The organism is Bacillus sp. ABP14 (assembly GCF_001831375.1).
Lineage (GTDB): Bacteria > Bacillota > Bacilli > Bacillales > Bacillaceae_G > Bacillus_A > Bacillus_A paranthracis.
The window spans coordinates 4,798,078-4,824,239 of sequence record NZ_CP017016.1 but is presented as its reverse complement, the minus strand read 5'-3'; the positions used below and the strand labels follow the sequence as shown (position 1 = coordinate 4,824,239).

The window sequence follows — 26,162 nt, the reverse complement described above, 5'->3', positions numbered from 1 at the left end:
TCTCTTTAATAGCGAATAATTTTATTTCAATATTATAAGTGTTACACGTAGAAATGAGTAAGTTCCGTGTTAAAATGTGGGAATTTTTCAAGCCTGAATGTGCAGCTTTAATCTCGGTAAAATTTCTATTGGTTTTATGGACAATATTTAATTTTACAAAAACTTAAAAAAGAATGAAGAAAGCAATTCATATAATAAAGAAGTAAAAGAGTTTTCTCATTTTTAATGTGAGAGGGGGAAGCACAGGGGAAATTCTATGTATTCGTATATTTTCTATTGTATATTCCTGTGCGAAAAGGAAATGAAAATTACGATAATAGGTACCGGATACGTTGGATTGATTACAGGAGTAGGATTGGCAGTATTGGGACATTCGGTTACATGTTTTGATATAAATGATGAGAAAATGGAACGGATAAAACAAGGGGATCTGCCTATTTATGAAGCTGGCTTATATGAATTAATACATGATGCGTGTGAGAATAATCGTTTAACTTTTACAACAAGTAAAGAAGAAGCATTTCATGATGCAGAATTTATATTTATTACAGTTGGAACGCCATCGTTATTAGATGGGACAGCAGATTTAACATATATTCAAAATGCATGTTTTGATATTGGAGCATATGCGACTAAAGACATTATTGTTGTTACAAAAAGTACTGTTCCTGTAGGGACGAATGGTGCTATGAGAGGATGGATTGAGGAGACATTACAAAATAGGCATGAATTACATATTGTATCGAATCCCGAATTTTTACGGGAGGGTTCAGGGATTTACGATTTTTTTCAGGGAGATCGTATTGTAATTGGAGCTGATAATGAGGAAGCGGCGCGAAAAGTTGAGAATTTATATAGTAAATTACATTTGCAAACGTATGTTACAGATATAAAAAGTGCAGAGATGATTAAATACGCATCGAATGCCTTTTTAGCGACAAAAATTAGTTTTATCAATGAAATTTCAAATATATGTGAGAAGGTAGGAGCTAATGTATTAGATGTTGCAAAAGGAATGGGAATGGATAAGAGAATTGGGTCGTCTTTTTTAAATGCGGGCATTGGTTACGGGGGATCGTGTTTTCCGAAAGATACGAAAGCGCTTGTGCAAATTGCAGGGAATGTGGCACATGATTTTCGTTTGTTAAAAGCCGTCATTGAAGTAAATAATAAACAACAGCTATTATTGATTGAGAAAGCGAAGAAAGTAATAAATATGAACAAGAAGCGAATTGCAGTGCTGGGAGCAGCATTTAAACCGAATACAGATGATATAAGAGATGCACCGTCCCTTATTATGATACAAGAATTAATGAATATAGGTGCAGACATAGTACTATATGACCCGAAGGCGATTCAAAATATGAAAAATATCTTTGGGGAGACTATACAATATAGCGAATGTATAGATGAATCGATTAGAGGAGCGAGTGCGGCTTTTATCGTGACAGAATGGGAGGCTATCCGAACGTATCCGTTAGGAAAGTACGTACAACTTATGAGAGAACCTATTTTATTTGATGGAAGAAATTGTTATACTAATGAGGATGTTAAGAAACAAGGAATAGATTATTATTCTGTTGGAAGAGAAAGTATTCATAAGAGGGATTTTTCCGTTATTCGTTAAAAAGGTATGTATTCATGTATATTCTTATATGTCATAATAGGATTTGTAACTAGTGAAAGAAAAGAGGCAATGAAATGACTGAACGTTTAAAAGTAATGACAATTTTCGGGACACGTCCAGAAGCAATTAAAATGGCACCTCTTGTATTAGAGTTGCAAAAGCATCCAGAGAAAATTGAATCAATTGTGACTGTAACAGCACAACATCGTCAAATGTTAGACCAAGTATTAAGTATCTTTGGAATTACACCAGATTTCGATTTGAATATTATGAAGGATCGCCAAACTTTAATCGATATTACAACGCGTGGTTTAGAAGGTTTGGATAAAGTAATGAAAGAAGCGAAGCCGGATATCGTACTTGTACATGGTGATACGACGACAACGTTTATTGCAAGCTTAGCTGCTTTCTATAATCAAATTCCAGTAGGTCATGTCGAGGCAGGACTTCGTACATGGGATAAATATTCTCCATACCCAGAAGAGATGAATCGTCAATTAACAGGCGTAATGGCAGATCTTCATTTCTCACCTACAGCAAAATCAGCAACGAACTTACAGAAAGAAAATAAAGATGAATCACGTATTTTCATAACAGGAAATACAGCGATTGACGCACTAAAAACGACTGTAAAAGAAACATATAGTCATCCTGTACTAGAGAAACTTGGAAGTGATCGTCTTGTACTTATGACAGCTCACCGTCGTGAAAACCTAGGAGAGCCAATGCGTAATATGTTCCGTGCAATTAAGCGTCTTGTTGATAAGCATGAAGACGTACAAGTTGTGTATCCTGTTCATATGAACCCTGTTGTTCGTGAAACTGCAAATGATATTTTAGGCGATCATGGTCGCATTCATTTAATTGAGCCGCTAGATGTAATTGATTTCCACAATGTTGCAGCTCGTTCATACTTAATGCTAACTGATTCTGGTGGTGTACAAGAGGAAGCTCCGTCATTAGGTGTACCGGTTCTTGTTCTTCGTGATACAACAGAGCGTCCAGAAGGTATTGAAGCAGGTACGTTGAAATTAGCGGGAACAGACGAAGAGACAATCTTTAGTCTTGCTGATGAGTTGTTATCAGACAAAGAAGCTCATGATAAGATGTCAAAAGCATCTAATCCGTACGGTGATGGCCGTGCATCAGAGCGTATTGTAGAAGCAATCTTAAAACATTTTAATAAATAAAAAAACAGCCAAATCGTATGCGATTTGGCTGTTTTATTGCTGATTTCTCATAATCCACTCTGCATGAGCATTCGTAGAAGGAGGGGGATCAGTTGGTGTTTTGTTCTGATTCGTTTCTTTCTTCGCTTTCTCGTTAGAGTTCGAATTTGAAGAAGGAGTGGATTCCGTTTTTGTTGTTGAATTTTCTTGCGTGGTTACCTTTTCTCCTAGTTCTTTTTTAATTTCGTTACGTACTGCCTCAACACCGTTTGGATCTGGAAGGAAGTAATAAATACCACCTATTTTTTTGTCTTCTCCTTCAAGTTTGAGTGTTTGTATTGTGGAAGGATCAAACCCAGAAAGTTTCTTGTAAAGAGCAAGGCCATCAGAAATAGGAATGTCAGTTTTTATATATTTTCCAACGACTGCTGTCAAATCTTTAATTTTAAATACGGTAGAGGTGGAATTTAGTTTTTGAACAACAGCAGCTAGTAATTGTCTTTGTCTAGCGGCACGACCATAGTCACCATTCGGATCTTGCTTTCGCATACGAACGTAAGCGAGTGCTTCTTCACCATTTAATTCTTGTTGTCCTTGCTTAAATTCGATTTTTTTGTAGTAATCCACGTCTGAACGCTCCCAAAAGTCGAAGGGGACATCAACAGTCACACCGCCAACAGCATCAACAATACCTTTAAAGCCTTGGAAATCAATTTTAAGATAATGGTCGACAGGCACTTTTAGAAAACCTTCGACAGTTTTGATTGCCATTTCTTCTCCGCCGTAAGCATGCGCAGCGTTAATTTTGTCCTCTTTATTCTTTCCGACAATTGGAACGCGACTATCCCGAGGAATACTCATAAGCGAAATCTTTTGCGTTTTCGGATTGACTGTCGCAAACATTAATGAATCTGTACGACCGTTTTGGCCGTCTGTTGCATAATCTTCTATACCCATAATAAGGAGTGTAAAAGGCTCCTTTGTAATTTCTACATCTTCGGTTCTCAAATCCGATTTTTCACGAGTAAAACCACTATACATCCCCATGAGAGAAGAGTAGGAATTTAATATATAAAGTCCTACACTGCCAAATAAAAATAAGAAAATAAGGAAGTAGAAAAACTTTCTTCTTCGTTTCTTTTTTATTCTGCTATTTTGGAGATGATAATAACGTTCTTCCATATATAATCTCCTTAGTTCATTTGTAGGAAAGTAATTCACTACATTAATCTTTAAAGGCGATACAGTAGTTATTCTTAGATAACATCTTGTTCTAAGTACAACATATCTCCTTCTGTAATTGTACATTTCCCATTTGTTAATTCAATCATCCAATCCGTGAATGCTTGTTTTCCATCCTCTTCTACATACGTATCAAATGTGACATTTTCGAGGTAATGTATATCTTTAATGGCATATTTTGAATTGCGTAATTCATTTTCAATTTTGCCAAGTAATGTGTAATCAATTTCGGTCTGCATAACACGCATTAATTTTCGCTCGACAACACCGACATGATTAATGCCTTCGCTTGTACATTTTCCATATGCGCGAATTAATCCACCAGCGCCCAGTTTGATGCCACCAAAATAGCGGGTAACGACAACGACGGTATCTTTTAAACCGCGTTTTTTTAGTACCTCTAACATAGGTACGCCAGCTGTACCGCTAGGTTCACCATCATCATTTGCTTTTTGAATTTGATCTTGTTCGCCGATTAAATAAGCAGAACAATTATGTGTTGCATTCCAGTTTTGTTTTTTGATTTTTTGTATGAATTCTTGAGCCTCTTCTTCGGTTGTAGCACGACTAACATAACAGATGAATCTTGATTTTTGAATAACAATTTCGTGTTCACCGTAGTCTTTTATTGTTAAATATTGTAATAACACTTGTATACGCTCCTATCCATCAAAATGACTAGTACTTTACATTTTAAAAGCGGGCGTTTTTATATTCAAACATTTTTTATAAATAAGCTGAAATTTTTGGTGAGTGTTTTACCTTTTTGTTGTAATTTGTCGAGATGATGAGTATAATTTCAAACCCGCATTTTCATGTATGGATGCACCATTTTTAGTTTTCGTGTAAAATTAGGAAATAAAAACTTTTTTATAAGGCAGGTACGAAAATGAAAACAGCTATTGTTACTGATAGTACAGCATATATACCGAAGCATATTCGTGATGAACTCAATATATATATGATTCCATTAAACGTTGTGTTTGGAACGGAATCTTATCAAGAAGAAGCTGAAATTTCAGCAGATGATTTTTATGTAAAAGTACGTGAGCAAGAAGAACTTCCAAAAACTTCTCAACCAGCAATCGGAAAGTTTGTTGAGCTATATGAAGAATTATCTAAGGATTATGATGCAGTTATTAGCATTCATCTTTCAAGTGGGATTAGTGGTACATATCAAACTTCAACGACAGCTGGTCAAATGGTAGAGGGTATTGATGTATATACGTACGACTCTGAAATTAGTTGTGAAGTACAAGGATTCTACGTGCGTGAAGGTGCAAAGCTAGCAAGCGAAGGGAAGGATCCAAAAGAGATTATCGCCCGTTTTGATGAAATGAAGAAAACGATGGACGCTTATTTTGTAGTAGATGATTTACACCATTTACAACGTGGAGGCCGATTAAATAGTGCGCAAGCTTTCATCGGTAGTCTGTTACAAGTAAAGCCGGTTTTATATTTTAGGGACAAAATCATTATCCCGTTTGAAAAGATTCGTACGCGTAAAAAAGCGTTAAAACGTATCATTGAGATTTTTGATGAGCAAGCAAGTAAAGGTGTACCTATGGAAGCAGTTATCATTCATGCACAACGTGAAGAGGAAGCGAATGAATGGAAGGCAGAATTAGAAGCAAAATATCCTCATGTTACAATCCGTACAGGTTATTTCGGTGCTGTAATTGGAACGCATTTAGGTGAAGGTGCACTAGGTCTTGGATGGTATACGAAGTAATAAAGATATAAAAAGCTCTCTTTCGGAAGAGGGTTTTTTTACGGATATTTTACGTGAAGTTGACAAGTTAATATTTGGAAATGGTAAAATGTACGTAAAATAAAATAATGAAGAAAGTTTTATAACTTACTTTTTACAAGAAACTATATTATAATAGAAGAGAGGTGAAACATATGGAGCATAATTCTTGTTTATGTCCAAAGTTTGAGTCAGCTTTTACTTTGCTTAGTAAGAAATGGACTGGCTTAATTATTAAATCTTTGCTGGAAGAGTCAAAACGTTTTAGAGAAATCGCAGATATTATACCGAATATGAGCGATCGTATGTTATCAGAGCGTTTAAAGGAATTGGAAAGCGAAGGCATTGTAGTTCGTAATGTTTATCCAGAAGTACCAGTTCGAATCGAGTACGGCTTAACGGACAAGGGAAAAGCGTTAGAAAGTGTTATGGATGAAGTCCAAAATTGGGCTGAGAAATGGATGAAATAACGTTTTGATTTCATCCGTATTAGTATATTTAATAAAACGTAAGGGAAACCTTGCGTTTTTTTCTTTGCTTACAAAAAAGTATTTAAAATTCTACACATACGTACAAAAATATGCATATTTTGCGATAGTGTTACATATAATATTACATTTGTTTTACAAAAGCGTAACATTAGCAAAAAAAATCCCGAATTATGGTATAAATTTTATAGGTTATATACGGAAAAAGAAAAAAGAAAGCGGTGTAAAAAATAAAATGAAAAAGCTAAAAATGGCATCTTGCGCATTAGTGGCAGGGTTAATGTTTTCAGGACTAACACCAAATGTATTTGCTGAAGATAAAATTTCTGACGTGAAATCACAAATTAATACACAAAATGACACTTTACATAAACAACAACAAGAACGTGATGAATTACAAAAACAAATGAATGACTTAAACAAAACAATTCAAGGTTTAGATAAGTCTGTTCAAGAGAATGCTGCAAAGCTTGATGAAACAACGAAAAAAGTTGCGGACACTGAGCAATTAATCGAAAAGAAAAATAAAGATATTGCAGAATTACAAACGAAAATTGCAAAACGTGAAGAGTTATTAAGAAAACGTTTAGTTGCACTTCAAGAGCAACCAAACACGAACGTTGTAACAGAAGTTCTTGTAAACTCTAAAAACGTTGCAGATTTAGTTGATCGTTTAACTTCTGTTTCTAAAATTCTTGAGTCTGACGAAGATATCATGAAAACACAACAAGAAGATCAAGCGAACGTGAAAAAAGATGTTGAAACGGTAAAAACAAAGCAAAAAGAATTAAAAGAAGCACAAGCTCAAATTGAAACTGCTAAGAAAGAACTTGACGCTGAAAAAGAGAAAAAAGCAGCGGCAGTAAACGATTTAAGCGGTAAAATGGATACAGTTGTAACTTCAATGACAAGTACGGAAAGTCAATTGAAAGATCTTGAAAAACAAGCATTACAATTACAACGTATTGCTGAACAAGAAGCGCAAGAAAAAGCTGCACAAGAAGCTGCTGCTCAAAAACAAGCAGAGCAAGCTGCTAAAGATGCGCAAGTTCAACCAGCACAAGTGGCACCTGCTCAGCCAGCGGCACCAGCAAACAACGGTGGACAAGCTCAAAAAGAAGAACCTAAAAAGGAAGAGCCTAAAAAAGAAGCACCTAAAAAAGAAGATAAAAAACCAGAACCGACACCAGGCCCAGCTCCAGCTCCTGGCGTAATTGGTAAAGCGCAACAATACTTAGGCTTACCATATGTTTGGGGAAGTGCATCTCCATCAAACGGTGGTTTTGACTGTAGTGGATTCATTTCTTACGTATTCGGTGTAGGTCGTCAAGACGTTGCAGGTTACTGGAATTCAGTTTCTAAAGTAAGTAGCCCACAACCTGGAGATTTAGTATTCTTCCAAGGTACTTATAAACCAGGTCCATCTCACATTGGTATTTACGTTGGCAATGGCCAAATGATTCATGCTGGTGACAAAGGGATTGCTTACTCTAGCTTAAGCAGTAGCTACAACCAAAAACATTTCTTAGGATACGGTAGATTCTAGGATTTATAATCGAATAAAACATGTGTATAAAGTCGATAGCTTACTATTTTATAAGTAGGTTATCGGCTTTTTTGCGTTTTTACGAGATTATAAGAAAGGCTTATAGTAGTGCTGGAGGTGAGTGCTAATGCTTGCTGGAAAACAGTTGCTATTAGAAGAACTCTCTTCAGATTTACGGAGAGAATTAAGTGATTTGAAAAAGAAGGGAGAGGTTGTATGTGTACAAGGTATAACAAAGAATACTTCTAAATATATATGTCAGCGCTGCGGAAATATAGAGAAGCGGCTATTTGCATCATTTTTATGTAAAAGGTGCGGTAAAGCATGCGCGTATTGCCGGAAGTGTATCACGATGGGGAGAGTTAGCGAATGTACTGTACTTGTTCGCGGGATTCATGAAAGAAACGGAGACAGGGAGCTAAATCCATTACAGTGGAATGGGGCTTTATCGATTGGTCAGGAGTTGGCGGCGCAAGGAGTTATAGAAGCGATTAAGCAGAAAGAATCTTTTTTTATTTGGGCTGTGTGCGGGGCTGGAAAAACAGAAATGTTATTTTACGGTATAGAAGAGGCGCTCCAAAAAGGAGAAAGGGTTTGTATCGCAACGCCAAGGACTGACGTTGTACTGGAATTAGCGCCGAGATTACAAGAAGTGTTTCCAAGTATAACTGTAGCTGCTTTATACGGAGGGAGTGTAGATCATAAAAAAGATGCAGCGTTAGTCGTTGCAACGACTCACCAACTGTTACGTTACTATAGAGCGTTTCATGTGATGATTGTAGATGAGATTGATGCCTTCCCGTATCATGCAGATCAAATGTTACAGTATGCAGTTAGGCAAGCAATGAAAGAGAAAGCAGCGCGTATTTATTTAACTGCAACCCCTGATGAAAAGTGGAAGCGTAATTTCAGAAAGGGGAAACAAAAAGGTGTTATTGTGTCAGGACGATACCATCGTCACCCGTTACCAGTTCCTCTATTTAGTTGGTGCGGAAATTGGAAGAAAAGCCTCCATCATAGAAAAATTCCTCGCGTGTTACTACAATGGTTAAAAATGAACTTAAACAAAAAGTATCCTATTTTTTTATTTGTTCCTCATGTGCGATATATAGAAGAAATAAGTCAGTTGTTGAAAGAGTTGGATAATAGAATCGATGGCGTGCATGCAGAAGATTCGATGAGAAAAGAAAAAGTAGCATCTTTCAGAAAGGGAGACATTCCGTTATTAGTTACAACGACAATTTTAGAAAGAGGAGTAACTGTGAAGAACTTACAAGTGGCTGTGTTAGGAGCTGAAGAAGAAATTTTTTCAGAGAGTGCGCTCGTACAAATTGCAGGCCGAGCGGGGCGTAGTTTTGAAGAGCCATATGGTGAGGTTATGTATTTTCATTACGGTAAGACAGAGGCAATGGTACGTGCGAAAAAACATATTCAAAGTATGAACAAAAATGCGAAAGAACAAGGATTGATCGATTAATGCATTGTTTACTTTGTGATGAGTATATGGTGGAAACAGTTAGTTGGTACACCTTCTTTGTAAAGTCCCCCCAAAAATATGTATGTGATAGATGTGAGCAAAAACTTTCCTATATTATAGGAGGAATTTGCATGGATTGTGGTCGTCCTTTAGATGACTTACCTACCCGATATAAAGAAAATGATATTTGCATGGACTGTGTAAGATGGAGGAATGAGGAAGGATATCGTCCTTTTAAAAATCGTTCGTTGTACGTGTACAATGATGATATGAAAGGTATACTAGCGCAGTTTAAGTTTCGAGGTGATGCGGAGTTAGTTCGTATTTTTTATCAATCTTTTCGGGAGTTATTTCAAAAGTATTTTACGGACGTTTCAACCGTTATTGCTGTTCCGCTTAGTAGGGAACGGGAATATGAACGAGGTTTTAATCAAGCAGAGTTATTAGCAGCATGTTTGCCTGTCAAAAATTTTTATTCATCATTAAGAAGGAAGGACACAAAAAAGCAAAGTAAGAAATCGCGTAAAGAAAGGCTTTCGGGAAGTAATCCTTTTTATTTTCAGAGAGAAGAGATGTTTCATGGTCAACACATTTTACTTGTTGATGATGTATATACGACAGGAATTACAGTGAGACAAATTGGAAGTCTTTTCTATGATAAAGGAGCAAGCGAAGTTTCTAGTTTGACGCTCTGTAGAAGTTAATCTGTAACTGTCGAAAGAGATAATAAAAAGACGATAAGTCTTCTTTGACTTCGTATGTTGTCATTCGTTATAGTGAAATTATGGGGCAAATGCCCTGATTTTTAGAGTGAAGGGAATGGAATGAACATGCAAGGAAGAGTAAAATGGTTCAATGCAGAAAAGGGATTTGGGTTTATTGAGCGTGAAGACGGTGATGATGTGTTTGTTCATTTTTCTGCTATTCAACAAGATGGATATAAGTCATTAGAAGAAGGGCAACAAGTTGAGTTTGATATTGTAGAGGGAGCACGTGGACCGCAAGCAGCTAATGTTGTAAAACTGTAGGTATATTGTTTTTGGGAAGAGAAAGCTGCGCTTGTGGCAACGTTATATATATGGTAGAACCTCTTGTTTTTTTGCAAGGGGTTTTTGTTATGAATGGAGTTGTCAAAAAGTTGTTTCTTTTCTGTAACGAATTGTCCACAGTTATATTCGTTATTCACGATGTTAATAGGATAAAATAAAGATAGAAACGATGCATCTTTTCATTTCAACAAAAAACGATAAAAAAATCGCAATTCCACTAATTTTTTAAAAAAGTTAGAAGGAGTTTTTTAGCCGGTGTCGAAATTATAGTACATAGGCTTGAAAGGAGGAATTCATCTATGAAATTCAACATTCGTGGTGAAAATATTGAAGTAACTCCAGCATTAAAGGAATATGTAGAGAAAAAACTAAGTAAGTTAGAGCGTTATTTTGATACATTCCCAGAGATTAAAGTTAATTTAAAAGTATACTCTGACAAGCAACGTGTCGAGGTAACAATTCCATTTACTGATTTATTACTTCGTGCAGAAGAAACTAATAGCGATATGTACGCTGCTATCGATTTAGTAGTTGATAAACTTGAGCGACAAATTCGTAAACATAAAACAAAAGTAAATCGTAAGTTACGTGAGAAAGGTTCTATGAAAACGAACTTTATCCTTCCAGAAGCAGTAGCTGTTCTGGATGAGGTAGAAGAGGATGAACTAGAACTTGTACGTACAAAACGATTCGATTTAAAACCGATGGACGTTGAAGAGGCAATCCTACAAATGGATATGCTAGGACATAATTTCTTCGTCTTCACAAATGCTGATACAAATGAAACTAACGTTGTATATGGCCGTAAAGATGGGAAATATGGTTTAATTGAAACTAAATAATAATTCAAAAGCGCAGCCGAAATGGCTGCGCTTTTTTTGTATTTTTATTTTTCGCAGCAAGGTTAAAAAACTTTGTAAGTAGCCGATTTCATTAAGAAGTGATTTTAGGCATTATTTCGTTAAAATCGCATGAGAAAATTCAAAACTTAGAGAAGTGAGTTACTCGTTATTATTTGGAACAAGCATAGGAATGTAGCTATCTTTACAAGTAATTCTTTGCTAGGAGTATATTATTGTTTTTGAAAATTTAACAAAATGTTCGCAAGTGTAAAAGTAATATTAAATATTCTGAAATCAATTGAAGGTATGTTGAGGTGTTGTTACTATAATATCGTATTATATGGATTCTATTACTCCAGTGAAAAAATAAAATCAATATAATGCTACAAATTATCGGAGGTGCTTTTAGTGAGCATTAAGAAAAAAAGTCGTTTTATGCTTGGATCTGTTTTATCTTTAGGTATTTTAGCTAGTACTTTCGTTTTAACCGAACCAGCTAATGCTGATACAAGGGATGATCATGTAGAATTTACCTTTAGACTTTGGAATGCATATGATTATACTAATGCACGTCCTAAAGAGACACCTACTTCTATGTATATGCGTGTGAAGAGTAGTGAAAAGGGCGGTGGTTCTTTCAACGTTTGGACAGAAGCAGATAAAAATAAAGGTAAAGGTGATAGAGATTGGGTAAATGTTTCAGGTGAGTCAGGTAAGCATGAAGGAACGGTGCGACCAGGTAAAACGTATCTTTTCCAAAATTACGCATATGAAAACTATGGAAAAAATGTACCTGTGAGATTCGGTGGTTATTCTAGAGAAAATAATGCTTATCCTACTGCTTGGAGCCCTGATAGTGTAAGACCTATTGGACCTTATACTGAATATTGATTTAGAAATTATAAATTAAAATTATTTATTGTGTAACGTTAGAAAAAGTCGTCTAGTTCATCATCTGGATTATACGACTTTTTCTACTATTTCATTTTTTGAATAGGAGGGGCTGCAATGAAGATTATTTCAAAATATATTTTATTCTGTTGTTTTATATTGATTATTTGTTTATTAGCCTCTTGCCATAAGAAAGTAGATGAACCTATTGTAAATATTGAAGATACTTTAACGGAAAAAGATAATTTGAAAAGTATTCAGTTGAAAGAAATTAATAAAAATACTGTTTTTGAACAAGTATTTTTGGAAAATGAAACTGGTGATGATTTCTTTCAAGGGCAAATAGATAGAAATGATATTGCAATAAAAGATAATCTTTCAAATAAAAAAATAAAGTCAGGAGTTATACCAGAAAATTATTATGTTTTTTTGACAGGTGTTACGAATAAGAAAAAACCAACGTATCTTTTGGGACGGATTGAACAAATTGATGGAAAAATAATTCGGTGGAAACAAGAAGTTAAGAGTGTAAAAAGAAAAGGTACAAATGATGTTTATCAGTATGAAGTTGAGTTTCCTAAATTTGAAGGAGAGAGAGCAAATGTTTCTTTTCGTTACATCTGGTTAAATAAAGAAAATAAATGTTATGGTGTTGCGGATCAACTGTTCATATTAAAAAAGATTTGAATTTCATTAATGGTTTATGGAGGAGCTGTAGATGAGTTACTTTTTAAGAAGGATTTTAAAAGGTAAAATGTTTTGGTTGTCTTTATTTATTATGTTAGTAATTATTACTGCTCAATATATTTCTATGCTAGTAACAACTAAAGGATTTAATGATACTGGGATTATAAAGGTATCACCATATTTATCTAATATTTTATATTTTACTAGATTACCATTTTATAGTGAGTTTTATCTACTTATATTTCCTATAATCTCTGCAATGGCTGTAGCAGGGATTTATAGAATCGATAAAAATTATGGATTTATTTATCCTGTTATTTCTAAAATGGGAACGGGTTATTATTTTAAGCTACTTTATTTTATTAATTTTATTGTATCTTTCTTTATTATAAGTGTCCCTTTACTATTTAACTTTTATTTATATGCAATGACTTATCCAACAGTTGCTCCGCATCCGGTATTAAATTATATGGCTGCTACTGTTTCACCAACAGCTCAATTTCATACGGTTTATTATGAGTATCCTACTTTATATTTTCTTATGTATGTATTTTTAAATGGTTTATACGGTGCGGTTTTGTCAAGTTTGGCTTTATCAGTTTCGTTTTTTATAAAACGAGTTTATTTTATTTATTTAGTGCCATTTATTTTACATATTTTTTGGCTTGGTATTGGAAAGGGAATTCTCAATCCTAAAGATTATTTAATTAAAGATCTCGGCTTTTTTGAATTAAAAATTTTTCTTAGTGTATTGTTATGTATTTGGTTTTGTTCTGTAGTTCTTTATTTACGGGGGAGTAGGAAGCATGTTCTTTTATAATGTAATGAAAGAAACTATAAGGATGAAATATATTTGGTTAAGTATTCTTTTTTTACTTAATGTCATTATCATAGGTTGTTTGTTCAATTATTTTGAACCTGGAATTGTAAAAGAGAAAATGAACGAATTGGAAACCTTGTATAAGGTTATATCGTTTTATAATTTGTCGACCATATTTATTCCTTTAACTATCGTTTTTTCTGTATATTCTATGTCAAATTTTTTTAGTATTTATGTAGTGTATCGAGTGAATAATGCATTGAAATTAGTTTCTATCTATTATTTGAAACTAATTGTTTTTGTTTGCTTTTTTGCTGGGAGTATGATTTTACAGTTGTTTTTGATGTCGAATATGATGGCTGTAACTAGTGTTGATGTAAATTATCCATTATTATTTTGCATTCAACTATTTGCGAATATTTTTATATGCATGATAAGTGCTTTCTTGCAATTATTTTTACCTAGTTTACTTGTAATAATATGTATGATTACTGCTGTTTTATTAGATAGATTTATATTACATGGATTTTTATTTACAAATGCTTTTTATATAAATGTGTTTGAAGATGCTACTGGTTTACTTATACGCTTATTTGGATGTTTTTCTATCTTTTTTATAAGTGTATGGATTTTATCTAAAAAAAGTTATATTTCTATGAATGATGAGACAGAGGTGATCTAGTTTACATTATGATTTTATATTATTTGTTAAAAAGAGATTTACATGTAAGGTTTCGAGATTCCATCAAGATAATGGCTTTTTTATTCTTAATTTACGCTATGATTGTAGTTACTTTTTTATACAATCAGCCTCTTAGTAATGGTAAAGAAACTGTATTAGTAGATGTTACCTTTTATCGATTTTTTCATGGAGTCGACTTTGTGGATTTATCTTATTTTTATAAGGAGGGGCGATTTTCTATCCCTTTTTATTGGATATTCTTTCAAATCGTTCCTTTGTTGCTAGTAGGGAAGTTTGCCCTTTCAGATATTCAACAGAATGGTGTTTATTTATTTCCTCGTGTTAAGAAGAAGCATTTTCTGTGGTTAACGAAAATGCTATCTTTGTTTTTTTACATAGTTTGTATTTGGGTTGTTATGTATTTTATTTGGTTTACGGTGTACTATTTGCTTCCTTATGGCGAGAGTTCTTTATATAGTCAATTTCCTTATAAGATATTAGGTACTATGCTAATTCAAATCATTATCAGCTTTTTATTAGCTTTAATTTTTGAGCTTTTAACGTTCTATATACCAATAACTATTGTTTTTGTACTAATGTTGTTGTACCTATTTTTGTCTATTTTCTTTCATAGTATTTATTTTTTAGGATCTTTTGTTATGCCAAATCGTTGGTATTTTGTTGATCACAGTTCAATTCAATTGACTTTAGGTAATAATCAATCTATTCAATGGAATGATTTACTTCTAATAGGAGTAGTAATTGTTGTTGTAATGATTTTATTAGGTAGTTTTTGTTTTAAAAAACTAGATGTGATAGGTGAATAATTTATGGACAATTATATTAAATGTGAATGTATGACGAAAAGATTAAAGGGAAATATTGTGTTAGATAATATTAGTTTGTCAGTAAAAAAAGGAGAGTTTTTAGTTTTGAAGGGGCATAATGGTTCTGGTAAAACAATGATTTTACGTGCTATATCAGGATTAATGCGTTTAAATTCTGGAGTTGTTTATATAGATAATGAAATGATTGGAAAACAAAAGCAATTCCCTGATTCTATGGGGATATTGATTGAATATCCAAGTTTTATTCCAGGGTATACTGGTTTTCAGAACTTGAAGTTTTTATCATCGATTAACAATAAAATATCTGATGAGGAAATTTATAATATTATTCAAAGGGTTGGACTTGATAAAACAGATAAGAGAAAGTATAAAAGATACTCTTTAGGTATGAAACAACGTTTAGGGATAGCGCAAGCTTTAATGGAGCAACCAACACTATTGTTATTAGACGAGCCAACGAATGCTTTAGATAGTGATGGGATAAAAGATGTTTTGGATATTTTGAAAGTAGAAAAGTCTAAAGGAACGACTATTGTTGTAGCCAGTCATGATGTGCATGTTCTAGATAATGAAATGGTAGATCGTATTGTACATGTTAATAATGGAAAGTTGGTAGATTAAGAGTGACAAGAAAATATGTCTTAATAAGCGTTGGATTGTGTCTGTTGCTATGTATATTTGCTAGTTTATTAAGATTTAAAACATTAAATCTTAATAATGAATCTTATAAAGTGGTAAAAGATGAGTTTTTATCTAATAGAACTTTTGAAGATGGGCAAGGAGTTACTTTTCATGCACTTAATCCTCTTGATCCTACAAAAGTTTATGATCCTTATGAAGACCGTGAAGTAGTGACGTATGTATTACCTTTAGATATTACAAATACAACGAATCGGGATATTAATTTGCTTAGTAATAAATCTATTTCTAATACAATGTTTTATTCTAAAATAGGAGAGTTTTATAATGTAATTCCATATTCAATGGAATTACCTGAAAAATATCAGTTTGAGCCTGTAATACCTGCTGGTAAAACAGTGCGAGGATATATAGGGACAAATTATTTTATAGGAGATGATCCTTATAAAAATTATAAAAACTTTTCAAATGAATCAACTAAAGTGAAATTCATTTCTTTTATGAAGGATCAGAAAGGGAAGTATCATGAATTAGAAATACCGATAAATTAATAAAATTTATGATTGGTACAGCTATATTTTAATGGTGTTTGTAGATCTTGCAACATAACAATATTTTTTAAAGTCGGAGTTTTTTTGCAGGTGTAAGTATCCATGGATGCTGCACCTGCGAAATTTCCGGCTTTTTGTAATTGTCGATTTAGATTTTATTAAGGAATTTCTGGTAGTCATGTTCTTTAAAAGGAAACTTGAAAGAATAGGACTTAGATTTAATACGAAATTTGTAACGTGAAATTGAAATAGCGAGACAGAGAAAAGGAACGTAACAAATAAAATAAAAACTTTTTTTGAATATAAGGCCCGACATTTTGACGATTGTTGTCATAGTTATAAGACAAGTGTTACAATTATCATTAGGTATATACATTTTAGTTTTTTTAATTAGGAGAAAAATTGGCATAACATACATTTGATTTTTATAACGACTGATTGTAATAGAGAAAAAGAAAAACAATCGGAAGTTTTATTTTAATAAAAAAGAGGAGCGTATTTCCTATGATCGGTATTTTAAAAAAGGTATTTGATGTAAATCAACGCCAAATTAAACGTATGCAGAAGACAGTTGAGCAAATTGATGCATTAGAGCCATCTATTAAGCCATTAACTGATGAACAATTAAAAGGGAAGACGCTTGAATTTAAAGAACGTCTAACAAAAGGTGAAACAGTAGATGATCTACTACCTGAAGCTTTTGCGGTTGTTCGTGAAGCTGCGACTCGTGTTCTTGGAATGCGTCCGTATGGTGTACAGTTAATGGGTGGTATTGCCTTACATGAAGGGAATATCTCTGAGATGAAAACGGGTGAAGGTAAAACGTTAACATCTACATTACCTGTATATTTAAATGCTTTAACAGGAAAAGGTGTTCACGTTGTTACAGTCAATGAATACTTAGCGCAACGTGATGCGAGCGAAATGGGACAACTTCATGAGTTCCTAGGATTAACAGTAGGAATTAATTTAAACAGTATGTCACGCGAAGAGAAACAAGAGGCTTATGCTGCTGATATTACGTATAGCACAAATAATGAGCTTGGATTCGATTACTTACGTGACAACATGGTTTTATATAAAGAGCAGTGCGTTCAACGCCCACTGCACTTTGCTATTATCGATGAAGTCGATTCTATCTTAGTCGATGAAGCGCGTACGCCACTTATTATTTCTGGACAAGCTCAAAAATCAACAGAGCTGTACATGTTTGCAAATGCATTCGTTCGTACGTTAGAAAATGAAAAAGATTATTCATTTGATGTGAAGACGAAAAATGTAATGTTAACAGAAGATGGTATTACGAAAGCGGAGAAAGCTTTCCATATTGAAAACTTATTTGATTTAAAACATGTAGCGCTTCTTCACCATATTAATCAGGCACTTCGTGCGCACGTTGTTATGCATCGTGATACAGATTATGTTGTACAAGAAGGCGAAATCGTAATTGTAGACCAATTTACTGGTCGTCTTATGAAAGGTCGTCGTTATAGCGAAGGGTTACACCAAGCTATCGAGGCAAAAGAAGGCGTAGAAATTCAAAATGAAAGTATGACGCTTGCGACAATTACATTCCAGAACTACTTCCGTATGTACGAAAAGTTATCTGGTATGACTGGTACAGCGAAAACAGAGGAAGAGGAATTCCGTAACATTTATAATATGAACGTTATCGTAATTCCAACGAACAAACCGATTATTCGTGATGACCGTGCAGATTTAATCTTCAAATCAATGGAAGGTAAATTTAATGCTGTTGTTGAGGATATTGTAAATCGTCATAAACAAGGGCAACCAGTTCTTGTCGGTACAGTTGCGATCGAAACGTCAGAACTTATTTCAAAAATGTTAACACGTAAAGGTGTACGTCATAACATCTTAAATGCGAAAAACCATGCGCGTGAAGCGGATATCATTGCAGAAGCAGGTATAAAAGGCGCTGTAACGATTGCGACGAACATGGCAGGTCGTGGTACAGATATTAAGCTTGGAGACGATGTGAAAAACGTTGGTTTAGCCGTTATCGGTACAGAGCGTCACGAAAGTCGTCGTATTGATAACCAGTTACGTGGTCGTGCTGGTCGTCAAGGGGACCCAGGTGTTACGCAGTTCTACTTATCAATGGAAGATGAACTAATGCGTCGCTTCGGTTCTGATAATATGAAAGCGATGATGGATCGCCTTGGTATGGATGATTCTCAGCCAATCGAAAGTAAAATGGTTTCTCGTGCAGTAGAATCTGCGCAAAAACGTGTAGAAGGAAATAACTATGATGCACGTAAGCAGTTACTACAATATGATGATGTACTTCGTCAGCAACGTGAAGTTATTTACAAACAGCGTCAAGAGGTAATGGAGTCTGAGAACTTACGCGGTATTATTGAAGGTATGATGAAATCTACAGTAGAGCGTGCGGTTGCACTTCATACACAAGAGGAAATTGAAGAAGATTGGAACATTAAAGGTCTTGTTGACTACTTAAATACGAACCTTCTGCAAGAAGGAGATGTGAAAGAAGAAGAATTACGTCGCCTTGCTCCAGAGGAAATGAGCGAGCCAATTATCGCGAAATTAATAGAGCGTTACAACGAAAAAGAAAAGCTTATGCCAGAAGAGCAAATGCGTGAGTTCGAAAAAGTTGTTGTATTCCGTGTTGTAGATACGAAATGGACAGAGCATATCGATGCGATGGATCACCTTCGTGAAGGTATTCATTTACGTGCTTACGGTCAAATTGATCCACTTCGTGAGTATCAAATGGAAGGGTTCGCAATGTTCGAATCAATGATTGCTTCTATTGAAGAGGAAATTTCTCGTTACATTATGAAAGCTGAAATTGAACAAAACTTAGAGCGTCAAGAAGTTGTTCAAGGTGAAGCTGTTCACCCATCTAGCGATGGCGAAGAGGCGAAGAAAAAACCAGTTGTAAAAGGTGACCAAGTGGGCCGCAACGATTTATGTAAATGTGGTAGCGGTAAAAAATATAAAAACTGCTGTGGCATTGGGAAGTAATATAGGGCGGTAGCCCAGGCTGCTTTGCAAACTTTTACATCAAAAATGTATAATTAAGAAGGATTAAACTCTCTCCGTCATAAGTGGAGAGAGTTTCCCTTGTTTTCATACGAAAGTAACAGCAATTACATAGAGGTGAAGGAAATGGAATTAGTAGAAATTAGACAGGAATTAGAGAAAATGGCTAAGAGATTAGCGGCTTTTAGGGGGTCTCTTTGACCTCCCTACTAAGGAGAAACAAATTGCAGAATTAGAAGAGAAAATGATGGGCGCAGGATTTTGGGATGACCAACAAGGCGCACAAGCTGTAATTAACGAAGCAAATGCACTGAAAGATATGGTTGGAAAGTTCCGTCAGCTAGATGAGACGTTCGAAAACCTAGAAATTACGCATGAGCTTTTAAAAGAAGAGTATGATGAAGATTTACATGAGGAACTTGAATCAGAAGTAAAAGGCTTAATTCAAGAAATGAATGAGTATGAGCTGCAGTTACTACTTAGCGATCCTTATGATAAAAATAACGCCATTTTAGAATTACACCCAGGTGCTGGTGGAACAGAGTCACAAGACTGGGGCTCTATGTTACTACGTATGTACACACGTTGGGCTGAAAAACGTGGGTTTAAAGTAGAAACTGTTGACTACTTACCAGGTGATGAAGCTGGTATTAAGAGCGTTACTTTATTAATTAAAGGTCATAACGCTTACGGTTACTTAAAAGCTGAGAAAGGTGTACATCGTCTTGTACGTATTTCACCATTCGATTCTTCAGGCCGTCGTCATACATCGTTCGTATCTTGTGAAGTTGTACCTGAGTTCAATGATGAAGTTGAAATTGAAGTGCGTACAGAAGACTTGAAAATTGATACGTATCGTGCAAGTGGAGCGGGTGGACAGCACGTTAATACGACAGATTCAGCAGTTCGTATTACGCATACACCGACAAATACGGTTGTAACGTGTCAGTCAGAGCGTTCTCAAATTAAAAACCGTGAGCATGCGATGAAGATGTTAAAAGCGAAATTATATCAAAAGAAATTAGAAGAGCAACAAGCGGAGTTAGATGAAATTCGCGGAGAACAAAAAGAAATCGGATGGGGTAGCCAAATCCGTTCTTACGTATTCCACCCATATTCTCTTGTGAAAGACCACCGTACAAATACAGAGGTTGGTAATGTGCAAGCAGTTATGGATGGAGAAATTGATCCATTTATTGATGCTTACTTACGTTCTCGCATCTAATAAGCTAAGTGAAAAAAAGCCAACAAAATTGTTGGCGCACGTTGAGGCTATAGAGGACATAAAGAGTGCTATTTTATTTATATGGATGAAGTACAGAGGAAGAGAAGTTGGAAACGACAACTTCTCTTTTTGATGGGATTATATGTAGCATACAATGTTGTATATTGTTTTGTAAAAAGTAGAAAATAGTAAAACAGATTGGCAATAGAGTAAGGCTTTCTACAGAATTTTTCTAAATTCCCGTTCAAAAAGAATCCTTTATAGAAGTTTATAAGTTGTTCACAGAATTGAAACAACTTATAAAAGCTTTATATCATTAGGGTTCTCACTTTATTTTTGAAGAATATGAAATATACCTTAGTTTTTCTATATAAAGATAATGCTTATAATGAAAATGAGTGTGTTAGGAATGAAAAGAATATCAACAATGGGGAGCGATAGAAGTGAAAAAGAAATTATTGGCTATTGCGCTAGGAACATCAGTCGTTTTTGCTTTAGGAGCGTGTGGAAATAAAGAAGAGAGTAAGCCTTCGAACCAGTCTGCAAGTACAGACAGTGCAGAACAAATTTTCCAAAGAAGTTGTGCTGGGTGTCACGCAACAGATTTATCAGGAGCAACTGGACCTGATTTAAGAAAAGTAGGCGGGAAGTACGACGCTGCAGATATCGAAGAAATTATTAAAAAAGGTCGCGGTTCAATGTCGCCAGGACTTATTCAAGGTGAAGATGCGAAAAAAGTAGCTGAGTGGTTAGCTGAACATAAATAAAAAGGGGTAAAATGGACGAGTTGATTCATATAATCAACTCGTTTCCCTTTTTTTGGAATGTAACATAACTGTAACAAAAATGTATCCAAACTGGAAACCGTTTGATGTTACAATGAGGTTTGTAGAATTTTGCTGAAATATATTACATAGAGTAGTATTGCTTAGAAAAAGAGTATAAGTAGACTACCTTCAACAAGAGTGGTTTAAAAGAAAATAAAGGTTTAGCTTTTATTTTCAAATGTACAGAAAAGTATTTCGAAAAAAATCATTAAGTATTGGGTGATAAATAATGATAAAAATGACGAATGTTTATAAGGAGTACCCGAATGGTATGAAAGCCATTGCTGGTCTCACAGTTAACATTAAACAAGGCGAGTTTGTATACGTAGTTGGACCGAGTGGAGCCGGAAAATCTACATTTATTAAAATGATGTATCGTGAAGAGAAGCCGTCTACAGGATCAATTAATGTAAATGGTCTTACTATCGAGTCATTAGCAGAAAGAGACGTTCCATATTTCCGTCGTCAATTAGGCGTGATTTTCCAAGACTTTAAATTACTACCTAAATTAACGGTATATGAGAATGTTGCGTTTGCCTTAGAAGTAATTGAAGAAGAGCCAGATGCAATTCGTGAGCGTGTAACAGAAGTGTTAGGTCTTGTAGGTCTTGAAGATCGTGCAGACGCACTTCCAAGCGAACTTTCAGGCGGGGAGCAGCAACGTGTTGCGATTGCGAGAGCAATTGTTAATAGACCAAAGGTTGTAATTGCCGATGAGCCAACAGGTAACTTAGATATTGAAACAGCTCTTGATATTATGAAGATTTTCACGCGCATTAATGAGCGTGGTACAACGATCGTTATGGCGACACATAACGCAGATATCGTAAATACAATCCGTCATCGTGTAATCGCGATTGAAGGCGGAAAAATTGTTCGAGATGAGATGGAGGGAGGATACGGATATGAAGGCTAAGACCCTTAGTCGACATTTGCGAGAAGGTGTAAAGAATCTATCACGTAACGGATGGATGACGTTTGCTTCTGTTAGTGCAGTAACAGTTACATTATTACTTGTAGGTGTCTTTTTAACAGCGATTATGAATATGAACCATTTTGCGACGAAAGTAGAGCAAGATGTAGAAATTCGTGTACACATTGATCCAGCAGCAAAAGAAGCTGATCAAAAGAAATTAGAAGATGATATGAGTAAGATTGCAAAAGTAGACTCTATTAAATATTCTTCTAAAGAAGAAGAGTTAAAACGTTTAATTAAAAGCTTAGGCGATAGCGGAAAGACATTTGAGTTATTTGAACAAGATAACCCACTTAAAAACGTATTCGTTGTAAAAGCAAAAGAACCAACAGATACAGCAACAATTGCGAAAAAGATTGAAAAAATGCAGTTTGTAAGTAATGTTCAGTACGGAAAAGGGCAAGTTGAACGATTATTTGATACTGTAAAAACTGGTCGTAACATCGGGATTGTGTTAATTGCTGGTCTTTTATTCACAGCGATGTTCTTAATCTCTAATACAATTAAAATTACAATTTATGCTCGTAGTACAGAAATCGAAATTATGAAACTTGTAGGTGCAACAAACTGGTTTATTCGTTGGCCGTTCTTATTAGAGGGATTATTCCTAGGAGTATTAGGATCAATTATTCCAATTGGCTTAATTCTAGTTACGTATAATTCGTTGCAAGGTGTGTTTAACGAAAAACTTGGCGGAACAATTTTCGAACTTCTACCATACAGCCCATTCGTATTCCAATTAGCTGGTTTACTAGTGTTAATCGGGGCTTTAATCGGTATGTGGGGAAGTGTAATGTCAATTCGTCGCTTCTTAAAAGTATAAAAAGTTGCAAACATAATTCGTACAAGCTTATCATATAGTAGAAATAGGTAAAGGCATCACACACTGTGTGATGCCTTTTGCTACACCACCTGTGTGTTTTGGAAAGGGGAATTCCGCATTGAAACGTAGAGTTGCAATTATTGGAATGGTTGTTGCATTTTTAATTGGTGCTGGCGGAATGTTTGCGGGTATGTCTTTATTTGGGGTTAACCCAGCAGAAGTAACGCAAACAATTTCGAATGGAAACGCTAGCACTGCGCAAGGGAATTTGGCAAAAATTAATGAGGCGTATGCACTAATTGATTCACGTTATGTGGAAGACGTGAAAGATGAAAAATTAGTCGAAGGTGCAATACAAGGCATGTTGTCTACGCTGAAGGACCCTTATTCCACGTATATGGATAAAGAAACGGCTAAACAGTTTAGTGAATCGCTTGATCCCGAGTTAGAAGGGATTGGGGCTGAGGTGAACAAAACGGACGGTAAGCTTATTATCGTATCTCCAATTAAAGGCTCACCAGCAGAAAAGATTGGAATTAAACCGAATGACCAAATTTTATCTGTAGATGGAAATAGTGTGAAAGATTTATCACGTGAAGAAGCAGTATTAAAGATTCGTGGTAAAAAAGGAACGACTGTTGCGATTGAAATTAAGCGTGCAGGAGTAGCTGATCCGATTGTATTTAAAATTAAGCGTGAAAAAATTCCAATCTTCACAGTGTTTAGTTCTGTGAAACAAGAGAGTGGAAAAGATATTGGTTATATGCAAATCACTTCTTTTGCTGAAAATACAGCGAAAGAATTTAAGGATCAGTTAAAAGAGTTAGAGAAGAAAAACATAAAAGGCTTAGTTATTGACGTACGTGGTAATCCAGGTGGCTACTTAAATAGTGTAGAAGAGATACTAGGAGAAATTATGACGGATAAAAAGCCGATGCTACAAGTAGAGCAAAGAAATGGTGAGAAGAAGAAATTCTCTACGGAACTAAAAGAGAGAAAGCCATATCCAATTTCAGTATTAATTGATAATGGAAGTGCTTCTGCTTCAGAGATTTTAGCGGGTGCGCTAAAAGAGGGAGAAGGATACGATTTAATTGGTGAAAAAACGTTTGGCAAAGGTACTGTTCAGCAAGCTGTTCCATTTAAAGATGGCAGCAATATCAAATTAACGATGTTCAAATGGTTAACACCGGATGGAAACTGGATTCATAAAAAAGGAATCAAGCCAACTGTAGAAGTGAAACAACCAGATTATTATCATGCGACACCAATTCAAATTGAAAAGACACTCTCATACAATGCAAATGATGTACAAGTAAAACATGCCCAAGAAATGCTTAAGAGTTTAGGATATGTACCAGGACGTGAAGATGGCTACTTTAGTAAAGAGACAGAATCAGCACTGAAAGCATTCCAAAATGCGAATAAGATGGAAGCGACAGGACAGCTCGATAAAAAGACAGCTGAGGCGATTCAAACGAAAATTATTGAAAAAATCCGTTCTGGAGAAAATGATCTACAATTACAGTCAGCATTAAAATTAATGGCGAAGTAAAAAGAAATACAGGCGGTTTGCTGCCTGTATTTTTTTGTGTTAAACAAACGTTTGTCCAGTTATGATAATATAAAAAGAAAGAATGATATAAATGGTGGTGAATGGGTTCGTGGAGGCATGGATTTTTGAAATAATGCGGGCAGTTGGACGTTTTTTCTTACACCCTGCTGTCTATGTATTTTTAATAAGTAGTATCTTCGTTGGATACTTACGTATGTTACGAGAACGAAAAGATTTTTCTTTTAAAGTTTATGATATTTGGTTTGAACTGCGAACATCTTTATTGGCGGGAGTTAAATACGGATTAATCGTATCTATCATTACGATTGGGCTCGGACTTGTTGTTTCTAAGGCGAGCTTATGGGCCATTTTACTTTGGACGTTACTATTTGGATTAACTGCTATGTATCGATATTTATCAGCGGCTTATACGTTTAGTATCGCGATTGTATGTGTTCTATTATCTTCTAAGCTACCAGTTTCTTTCTTACAGCTTGGAGAAGGTGAAGAGAATACAATCGTATCCCTTGCTATTTTGCTAGGCATCATGCTCGTTGTAGAGGGGTTGTTGATTTCTAAAAATGCAGTAGGATATTCGACGCCGAAGATTAGGAAGGGGAAGCGCGGATTAAAGATTGGTTTACACGAATCAAAGCGTTTATGGATCGTTCCTATTTTTATTCTTGTACCAGGTGACGCAGTAACGCAGTTTATTTCATGGTGGCCTGTCGTTTCAATCGGTTCACATACATATTCTCTATTCCTCGTTCCATTTTTAATTGGATTTATGAGAAGGATTAGAAGTTATGAGCCGACGGAAGCTTTATTATTTACAGGAAGACGTGTGTACGGATTAGCAGGACTTGTGCTTGTTTTAGGAATCGCGAGTTATTGGTGGCACGTACTTGCCATTATTGCAATGGGCGTTGCAATGCTTGGACGTTTTACAATTTCCATGCAAGAGAAAATTGCGGATGAAACAAGACCAGCGTACTTCGCTGCACGTAATGATGGACTCGTTGTACTAGATACAATTCCAAATACAATTGGAGCAGAGCTGAATTTACTGCCTGGAGAAATGATTACGAAAGTAAATGGAGTCATTCCAAGAAGTGCTGAGGAATTTTATGATGCGCTTCAAACGAAGACGACAGGAGCATTTTGTAAATTAGAAGTATTAGATACAAATGGAGAACTTCGCCTTGCTCAAACGGCATTATACGCTGGTGGACATCACGAATTAGGTATTGTGTTTGTTCAGCAGGAGCATGAGTGGGATTCGGAAGCGATGTAATAGAAGAAAAGGTATCATCTTGTGGTGATGCCTTTTTTGTTTTTTGGGGCGGGGGAAGGTAGTTAGTAAATGAAATTTATATCGGCGATTTTCCGAATATATCAGCGCAACTCGAAATATATCG

At 35.2% G+C, this 26,162-nt stretch carries 25 protein-coding genes; 23 read left to right on the top strand and 2 right to left on the bottom strand.

The genetic code is table 11. The annotated features are described in order from the left end of the window. Nucleotides 1–256 precede the first annotated feature (256 nt). Nucleotides 257–1,627, top strand: a complete 1,371-nt coding sequence (locus BGI23_RS25295; RefSeq protein WP_080776468.1) for a UDP-glucose dehydrogenase family protein — start codon at nucleotides 257–259, stop codon at nucleotides 1,625–1,627. 74 nt (nucleotides 1,628–1,701) lie between these two features. Next, nucleotides 1,702–2,817: a non-hydrolyzing UDP-N-acetylglucosamine 2-epimerase gene (gene wecB, locus BGI23_RS25290; protein ID WP_000140134.1), complete on the top strand. Its 1,116-nt coding sequence runs from the start codon at nucleotides 1,702–1,704 to the stop codon at nucleotides 2,815–2,817. A gap of 33 nt (nucleotides 2,818–2,850) precedes the next feature. On the opposite strand, the gene BGI23_RS25285 is transcribed toward wecB, so the two are convergent. Both BGI23_RS25285 and BGI23_RS25280 read right to left on the bottom strand, forming a co-directional pair. Then, on the bottom strand, nucleotides 2,851–3,978 hold the full coding sequence (locus BGI23_RS25285; RefSeq protein ID WP_000392773.1) for an LCP family protein: 1,128 nt from the start codon (nucleotides 3,976–3,978) through the stop codon (nucleotides 2,851–2,853). Between the two features lie 74 nt (nucleotides 3,979–4,052). After that, the gene (locus tag BGI23_RS25280) at nucleotides 4,053–4,688 is read right to left on the bottom strand and encodes a YigZ family protein (protein ID WP_000926682.1); all 636 of its coding nucleotides are present in this window, start codon (nucleotides 4,686–4,688) and stop codon (nucleotides 4,053–4,055) included. A gap of 239 nt (nucleotides 4,689–4,927) precedes the next feature. Between BGI23_RS25280 and BGI23_RS25275 the strand changes: the two genes are divergently transcribed. The 21 genes from BGI23_RS25275 (at nucleotide 4,928) to BGI23_RS25170 (ending at nucleotide 26,038) form a co-directional block, all read left to right on the top strand. Beyond that, nucleotides 4,928–5,770 (top strand): DegV family protein, encoded by an 843-nt coding sequence (locus BGI23_RS25275; RefSeq protein ID WP_000844764.1) that lies wholly within the window; start codon nucleotides 4,928–4,930, stop codon nucleotides 5,768–5,770. Nucleotides 5,771–5,943: 173 nt separating this feature from the next. Beyond that, nucleotides 5,944–6,258 carry a winged helix-turn-helix transcriptional regulator gene (locus tag BGI23_RS25265; protein WP_000400857.1) on the top strand — a complete coding sequence of 105 codons (315 nt, stop codon included), beginning with the start codon at nucleotides 5,944–5,946 and terminating at the stop codon, nucleotides 6,256–6,258. 148 nt (nucleotides 6,259–6,406) lie between these two features. Then, the gene (locus BGI23_RS25260; protein WP_070807333.1) at nucleotides 6,407–7,822 is read left to right on the top strand and encodes a C40 family peptidase; all 1,416 of its coding nucleotides are present in this window, start codon (nucleotides 6,407–6,409) and stop codon (nucleotides 7,820–7,822) included. A 127-nt stretch (nucleotides 7,823–7,949) separates the two neighbouring features. Further along, a complete protein-coding gene (gene comFA / locus BGI23_RS25255) occupies nucleotides 7,950–9,299 on the top strand; it encodes an ATP-dependent helicase ComFA (protein WP_070807177.1) in 1,350 nt (449 codons plus the stop codon). Then, nucleotides 9,299–10,003, top strand: a complete 705-nt coding sequence (locus tag BGI23_RS25250) for a ComF family protein (protein WP_070807176.1) — start codon at nucleotides 9,299–9,301, stop codon at nucleotides 10,001–10,003. Before comFA ends, BGI23_RS25250 begins: the two co-directional genes overlap by 1 nt. A 126-nt stretch (nucleotides 10,004–10,129) precedes the next feature. Further along, entirely contained in the window at nucleotides 10,130–10,327 is a 198-nt protein-coding gene (gene cspC / locus BGI23_RS25245; protein WP_001162041.1) for a cold shock protein CspC, read from the top strand. Between the two features lie 320 nt (nucleotides 10,328–10,647). Beyond that, a complete protein-coding gene (gene hpf, locus BGI23_RS25240) occupies nucleotides 10,648–11,190 on the top strand; it encodes a ribosome hibernation-promoting factor, HPF/YfiA family (protein WP_000671190.1) in 543 nt (180 codons plus the stop codon). Nucleotides 11,191–11,598: 408 nt separating this feature from the next. After that, complete coding sequence (locus tag BGI23_RS25235; protein ID WP_070807175.1) at nucleotides 11,599–12,081, top strand: hypothetical protein; 483 nt, start codon at nucleotides 11,599–11,601, stop codon at nucleotides 12,079–12,081. Between the two features lie 117 nt (nucleotides 12,082–12,198). Further along, nucleotides 12,199–12,768: a hypothetical protein gene (locus BGI23_RS25230; RefSeq protein WP_000691998.1), complete on the top strand. Its 570-nt coding sequence runs from the start codon at nucleotides 12,199–12,201 to the stop codon at nucleotides 12,766–12,768. 31 nt (nucleotides 12,769–12,799) lie between these two features. Beyond that, a complete protein-coding gene (locus BGI23_RS25225; RefSeq protein WP_000120066.1) occupies nucleotides 12,800–13,588 on the top strand; it encodes a hypothetical protein in 789 nt (262 codons plus the stop codon). Then, on the top strand, nucleotides 13,575–14,270 hold the full coding sequence (locus BGI23_RS25220) for a hypothetical protein (protein WP_070807174.1): 696 nt from the start codon (nucleotides 13,575–13,577) through the stop codon (nucleotides 14,268–14,270). Before BGI23_RS25225 ends, BGI23_RS25220 begins: the two co-directional genes overlap by 14 nt. A gap of 71 nt (nucleotides 14,271–14,341) precedes the next feature. After that, entirely contained in the window at nucleotides 14,342–15,097 is a 756-nt protein-coding gene (locus BGI23_RS25215) for a hypothetical protein (protein WP_041184269.1), read from the top strand. A 3-nt stretch (nucleotides 15,098–15,100) separates the two neighbouring features. Next, nucleotides 15,101–15,739: an ATP-binding cassette domain-containing protein gene (locus tag BGI23_RS25210; RefSeq protein ID WP_044792036.1), complete on the top strand. Its 639-nt coding sequence runs from the start codon at nucleotides 15,101–15,103 to the stop codon at nucleotides 15,737–15,739. 41 nt (nucleotides 15,740–15,780) lie between these two features. Beyond that, nucleotides 15,781–16,308, top strand: coding sequence for a hypothetical protein (locus tag BGI23_RS25205; RefSeq protein WP_041184268.1), 528 nt, complete (start codon nucleotides 15,781–15,783; stop codon nucleotides 16,306–16,308). Between the two features lie 504 nt (nucleotides 16,309–16,812). Continuing rightward, a complete protein-coding gene (gene secA, locus BGI23_RS25200) occupies nucleotides 16,813–19,320 on the top strand; it encodes a preprotein translocase subunit SecA (RefSeq protein ID WP_000579366.1) in 2,508 nt (835 codons plus the stop codon). A 144-nt stretch (nucleotides 19,321–19,464) separates the two neighbouring features. Continuing rightward, a protein-coding gene (gene prfB, locus BGI23_RS25195; protein WP_096001716.1) for a peptide chain release factor 2 occupies nucleotides 19,465–20,563 on the top strand; the annotation gives its coding sequence in 2 pieces (ribosomal slippage) (nucleotides 19,465–19,536 and nucleotides 19,538–20,563; 1,098 coding nt in all). 443 nt (nucleotides 20,564–21,006) lie between these two features. After that, a complete protein-coding gene (cccB, locus tag BGI23_RS25190) occupies nucleotides 21,007–21,330 on the top strand; it encodes a cytochrome c551 (protein WP_000727968.1) in 324 nt (107 codons plus the stop codon). A gap of 289 nt (nucleotides 21,331–21,619) precedes the next feature. Further along, complete coding sequence (gene ftsE, locus BGI23_RS25185; RefSeq protein WP_000594318.1) at nucleotides 21,620–22,306, top strand: cell division ATP-binding protein FtsE; 687 nt, start codon at nucleotides 21,620–21,622, stop codon at nucleotides 22,304–22,306. Continuing rightward, nucleotides 22,296–23,189 carry a permease-like cell division protein FtsX gene (gene ftsX / locus BGI23_RS25180; protein ID WP_000645019.1) on the top strand — a complete coding sequence of 298 codons (894 nt, stop codon included), beginning with the start codon at nucleotides 22,296–22,298 and terminating at the stop codon, nucleotides 23,187–23,189. The genes ftsE and ftsX overlap by 11 nt, the downstream gene beginning before the upstream one ends. 118 nt (nucleotides 23,190–23,307) lie before the next feature. Then, nucleotides 23,308–24,744 carry a S41 family peptidase gene (locus tag BGI23_RS25175; RefSeq protein ID WP_000830290.1) on the top strand — a complete coding sequence of 479 codons (1,437 nt, stop codon included), beginning with the start codon at nucleotides 23,308–23,310 and terminating at the stop codon, nucleotides 24,742–24,744. A 91-nt stretch (nucleotides 24,745–24,835) separates the two neighbouring features. After that, nucleotides 24,836–26,038, top strand: coding sequence for a PDZ domain-containing protein (locus BGI23_RS25170; protein WP_070807173.1), 1,203 nt, complete (start codon nucleotides 24,836–24,838; stop codon nucleotides 26,036–26,038). Nucleotides 26,039–26,162 lie beyond the last annotated feature (124 nt).

What these genes read in the sequence shown, in the direction of transcription:
- BGI23_RS25250 (WP_070807176.1), top strand. Translation starts at nt 9,299, where the DNA reads ATGCATTGTTTACTTTGTGATGAGTATATGGTGGAAACAGTTAGTTGG.
- cspC (WP_001162041.1), top strand. Translation starts at nt 10,130, where the DNA reads ATGCAAGGAAGAGTAAAATGGTTCAATGCAGAAAAGGGATTTGGGTTT.
- ftsX (WP_000645019.1), top strand. Translation starts at nt 22,296, where the DNA reads ATGAAGGCTAAGACCCTTAGTCGACATTTGCGAGAAGGTGTAAAGAAT.
- BGI23_RS25275 (WP_000844764.1), top strand. Translation starts at nt 4,928, where the DNA reads ATGAAAACAGCTATTGTTACTGATAGTACAGCATATATACCGAAGCAT.
- ftsE (WP_000594318.1), top strand. Translation starts at nt 21,620, where the DNA reads ATGATAAAAATGACGAATGTTTATAAGGAGTACCCGAATGGTATGAAA.
- BGI23_RS25220 (WP_070807174.1), top strand. Translation starts at nt 13,575, where the DNA reads ATGTTCTTTTATAATGTAATGAAAGAAACTATAAGGATGAAATATATT.
- BGI23_RS25230 (WP_000691998.1), top strand. Translation starts at nt 12,199, where the DNA reads ATGAAGATTATTTCAAAATATATTTTATTCTGTTGTTTTATATTGATT.
- comFA (WP_070807177.1), top strand. Translation starts at nt 7,950, where the DNA reads ATGCTTGCTGGAAAACAGTTGCTATTAGAAGAACTCTCTTCAGATTTA.
- hpf (WP_000671190.1), top strand. Translation starts at nt 10,648, where the DNA reads ATGAAATTCAACATTCGTGGTGAAAATATTGAAGTAACTCCAGCATTA.
- BGI23_RS25225 (WP_000120066.1), top strand. Translation starts at nt 12,800, where the DNA reads ATGAGTTACTTTTTAAGAAGGATTTTAAAAGGTAAAATGTTTTGGTTG.
- BGI23_RS25170 (WP_070807173.1), top strand. Translation starts at nt 24,836, where the DNA reads ATGGTGGTGAATGGGTTCGTGGAGGCATGGATTTTTGAAATAATGCGG.
- BGI23_RS25295 (WP_080776468.1), top strand. Translation starts at nt 257, where the DNA reads ATGTATTCGTATATTTTCTATTGTATATTCCTGTGCGAAAAGGAAATG.
- secA (WP_000579366.1), top strand. Translation starts at nt 16,813, where the DNA reads ATGATCGGTATTTTAAAAAAGGTATTTGATGTAAATCAACGCCAAATT.
- BGI23_RS25210 (WP_044792036.1), top strand. Translation starts at nt 15,101, where the DNA reads ATGGACAATTATATTAAATGTGAATGTATGACGAAAAGATTAAAGGGA.
- BGI23_RS25215 (WP_041184269.1), top strand. Translation starts at nt 14,342, where the DNA reads ATGGCTTTTTTATTCTTAATTTACGCTATGATTGTAGTTACTTTTTTA.
- wecB (WP_000140134.1), top strand. Translation starts at nt 1,702, where the DNA reads ATGACTGAACGTTTAAAAGTAATGACAATTTTCGGGACACGTCCAGAA.
- BGI23_RS25285 (WP_000392773.1), bottom strand. Translation starts at nt 3,978, where the DNA reads ATGGAAGAACGTTATTATCATCTCCAAAATAGCAGAATAAAAAAGAAA.
- BGI23_RS25265 (WP_000400857.1), top strand. Translation starts at nt 5,944, where the DNA reads ATGGAGCATAATTCTTGTTTATGTCCAAAGTTTGAGTCAGCTTTTACT.